Here is a 2,634-nt window from a genome sequence, read left to right on the forward strand (position 1 = left end):
CGTAAATGGGGACTTCTCCCGCGTCCAGGCGCTCGGGAACGGCTGACGGGCACACGACGGACGACCATGGGGCGGCGGGCTCCCCGGTGTGCGGCGGCACACCGGGGAGCCCGCCTTCCTCGTCACACCCCTTGCCCATTGGTATGGACCAATGCGACCCTCGGGGCGGTGCACGTCATCTGCAACTGCCGTGTGCCGCAGGCCTGTTGCTCGTCCCGTCCTCCCCCACGCACGAGAGAGAGCTGCCCGCATGCCCCGCATCACGACCTCCCGGACCCGCCGCGCCGCCGCCGCGACCGCGCTGACCGCCGCCGGCGCCGCCGCCCTCGTCTCCCTCACTCCCACCGCCGCCCAGGCCCACGGCGCCGTGTTCAACCCGGTCAGCCGGATCGCGGCCTGTTACGCGGAGGGGCCGGAGTCCCCCGACTCCCAGGTGTGCAAGGACCTCGTCGCCGACTCCGGCACCCAGCCGCTCTACGACTGGAACGAGGTCAACATCGCCAACGCCGACGGCAACCACCGGGCCCTCATCCCCGACGGCAGGCTGTGCTCGGCCAACCGGGAGAAGTACCGCGCCCTGGACTGGGCCCGCACCGACTGGCCGGCCACCGCGGTCAGCCCCGGCGCCTTCGGGTTCAAGGTCCGGGTGACCGCCCCGCACTCCGGCACCATGACGATGTACCTCACCAAGCCGGGCTTCGACCCGACGCAGCCGCTCAAGTGGTCCGACCTCGACAGCACGCCGGTCGCCGTCCACACCACCACCCGCACCGCGACCGACGGCTACTACGCCTTCACCGGCAACCTCCCGGCCCGCACCGGCCGCCACATCGTCTACATGGTCTGGCAGCGCAACGACAGCCCCGAGGCCTTCTACAGCTGCTCGGACGTCACCTTCGGAGGCGCTACGGCCGTCACGGCAGAGGCCCCGACGGAGGCGAAGATCGCGGCGGGCGCGTCCCTGTCGACGGTCAGCCACGCGGGCCACGGCGGCGACGAGCAGGCCCCGGCCCTGTCCGCCGGCACCGCCGAGGCCCCCTCCTCGCCACTCCCGCTCGCCCTCGCGGGCGCCGGCGCCCTGGCCGTCTTCGGCGCGGGCGGCGTCCTTCTGACCCGGCGGCGCGGCGAGAACTGACACCGCACACGACTCACGCAGGGGCGTCCGCACCGGGCGCCCCTCCGGTGTCCTCCCGGGCGGCTCCCCGGGCGGCATTTCGCGCCATGTCGGCGCGGACGGGTGAGAGCGGGCACGCTCGTGGACACGCTTGGGGATAGCTCTTCTCGAACGGCCGTCCCGCGCACCCCCCGCCCGCCCCCGCCCGTGAAGGAGTGCCCTCCATGCGCCATGAGCAGCCGTGGACCTACCACCGTGGAGAAGGGCTGCGCACGTTCGGGGTCGAGGAGGAACTGCTCCTCGTCGACCCCGGGACCGGAATCCCGCAGCCGCTCTCCGGCACCGTCACCGAGATCGCCGGCTGGCACGCCGACGTGCTGCGGCGCTCCGACCGGGCCGAGCCGGCGAAGGCCGAGCTGTTCTGCGAGATGCTGGAGATCGGCACCCGGCCCTGCGTCACCTCGGCCGAGCTCGACGAGCAGCTGCGGCAGGCCAGGATCGCGGCCGCGGCCGCCGCGAAGGAGGCCGGTGCCGCCGTGGCGGCCCTCGCGACCGCGCCGGTGCGCTTCGACCCGCTGCTCAACCCGGCCGACCGGTACCGGCGCATCGAGGACCGGTTCGCCCGGCTCGTCGACGACAAGCTCACGTGTGCCTGCCACGTCCACGTCCACCTCACCTCGGCCGAGGAGGGCGTCGGCGTGCTCGACCGGATCCGGCCCTGGCTGGCGCCGCTCCTCGCGCTCAGCGCCAACTCGCCCTACTGGCAGGGCCGGGACACCGGTTACGCGAGCTGGCGCCACCAGCTGTGGTCGCGCTGGCCGATGGCCGGGCCCAGCGAGCTGTACGGCGACGTCGAGGCGTACGAGGAGACCACCCGGGCGATGCTGGCGAGCGAGGTGCTCGTCGACGACCACATGGTCTACTTCGACGCCCGGCTGTCCCGCCGCTATCCGACGGTGGAGATCCGCGTCGGTGACGTGTGCCAGCACGTCGAGGACGGCCTGCTCCTCGCCGTCCTCGTCCGCGCCCTGGTGGAGACGGAGGCCAGGGCCTGGCGGGCCGGCCTGGACGCCGACCCGGTGCCGACCGCCGTCCTGCGCCTGGCCGCCTGGCGTGCCAGCCGGCACGGCCTCGGGGACGCGCTGCTGCACCCGCTGACCTGGCAGCCGGCGCCGGCGGCGGAGGTCCTGGAGGCCCTGCTCGACCACGTCGGCCCGGCCCTGGACGCCGCGGGCGACCGGGACCTGGCGGAGCGCGGCGTCGCGCAACTACTCGCCCGGGGCACCGGGGCCGACCTCCAGCGCGCCGCCCACGACGGCGACCCGGGACTGGCCTTGGTGGTCGCCGACGCCGTACGCCGCACCCTCCCGGCCTGAGGCAGGGCGGGGGGCCGGCCCCGCCACGGCGCCGGGGGGGGGGTTAGGCCCCCCCCCCTCCGAAAACGCGTCAGGCCGCCCCGCCCCTCCCCACCCCCCCCCGGGAGAAGGGGAGTTTCCTGACCCCGCTGACATCCGTTGCCC

General features: G+C 74.7%; 2 protein-coding genes. Both read left to right on the plus strand.

The annotated features are described in order from the left end of the window. Positions 1 to 250: 250 nt before the first annotated feature. A complete protein-coding gene (locus ACFWJO_RS37780; RefSeq protein ID WP_386872661.1) occupies positions 251 to 1,135 on the plus strand; it encodes a lytic polysaccharide monooxygenase in 885 nt (294 codons plus the stop codon). Positions 1,136 to 1,338: 203 nt separating this feature from the next. Next, positions 1,339 to 2,490, plus strand: coding sequence for a glutamate--cysteine ligase (locus tag ACFWJO_RS37785; protein ID WP_386872663.1), 1,152 nt, complete (start codon positions 1,339 to 1,341; stop codon positions 2,488 to 2,490). Positions 2,491 to 2,634 lie beyond the last annotated feature (144 nt).

It is taken from the genome of Streptomyces sp. NPDC127092 (genome assembly GCF_042722475.1).
Lineage (GTDB): Bacteria > Actinomycetota > Actinomycetes > Streptomycetales > Streptomycetaceae > Streptomyces.

What these genes read in the sequence shown, in the direction of transcription:
- ACFWJO_RS37785 (WP_386872663.1), top strand. Translation starts at nt 1,339, where the DNA reads ATGCGCCATGAGCAGCCGTGGACCTACCACCGTGGAGAAGGGCTGCGC.
- ACFWJO_RS37780 (WP_386872661.1), top strand. Translation starts at nt 251, where the DNA reads ATGCCCCGCATCACGACCTCCCGGACCCGCCGCGCCGCCGCCGCGACC.